Below are 598 nucleotides of genomic sequence, written 5' to 3'. Positions count from 1 at the left end.
ACAAGCACCTGTCGCGCGGCAAGCTGCTGCCGCGCGAACGCGTGCAGCAGCTGCTCGATCCCGGCACGCCGTTCCTGGAGCTGTCGCAGCTGGCCGCCTACGACATGTACGACAATGCCGCGCCGGGCGCGGGCATCATCACCGGCATCGGCCGCGTGGCCGGGCAGGAGTGCGTGATCGTCTGCAACGACGCCACCGTCAAGGGCGGCACCTACTACCCGATGACGGTCAAGAAGCATGTGCGCGCGCAGGAGATCGCCGAGGAGAACAACCTGCCCTGCATCTACCTGGTCGATTCCGGCGGCGCCAACCTGCCCAACCAGGACGATGTGTTCCCGGACCGCGATCACTTCGGGCGCATCTTCTACAACCAGGCAAACCTGTCCAAGCAGGGCATCCCGCAGATCGCGGTGGTGATGGGATCGTGCACCGCCGGCGGCGCCTACGTGCCCGCGATGAGTGACGAGTCCATCATCGTCAAGAACCAGGGCACCATCTTCCTGGGCGGCCCGCCGCTGGTGAAGGCCGCCACCGGCGAGGAGGTCAGCGCCGAGGACCTGGGCGGCGCCGACGTGCATACGCGCCTGTCGGGCGTGGC

Annotated in this window: 1 protein-coding gene; it reads left to right on the top strand. The window is 67.7% G+C overall.

What is annotated here, in order from left to right; translation table 11 throughout:
* A partial coding sequence (locus CF68_RS34385) for a carboxyl transferase domain-containing protein (protein ID WP_035827901.1) occupies positions 1 to 598 on the top strand: 598 nt, incomplete at both ends.

The organism is Cupriavidus sp. SK-4 (assembly GCF_000611125.1).
GTDB classification, from domain to species: Bacteria; Pseudomonadota; Gammaproteobacteria; order Burkholderiales; family Burkholderiaceae; genus Cupriavidus; species Cupriavidus necator.
This window is presented reverse-complemented; position numbering and strand designations above follow the sequence as displayed.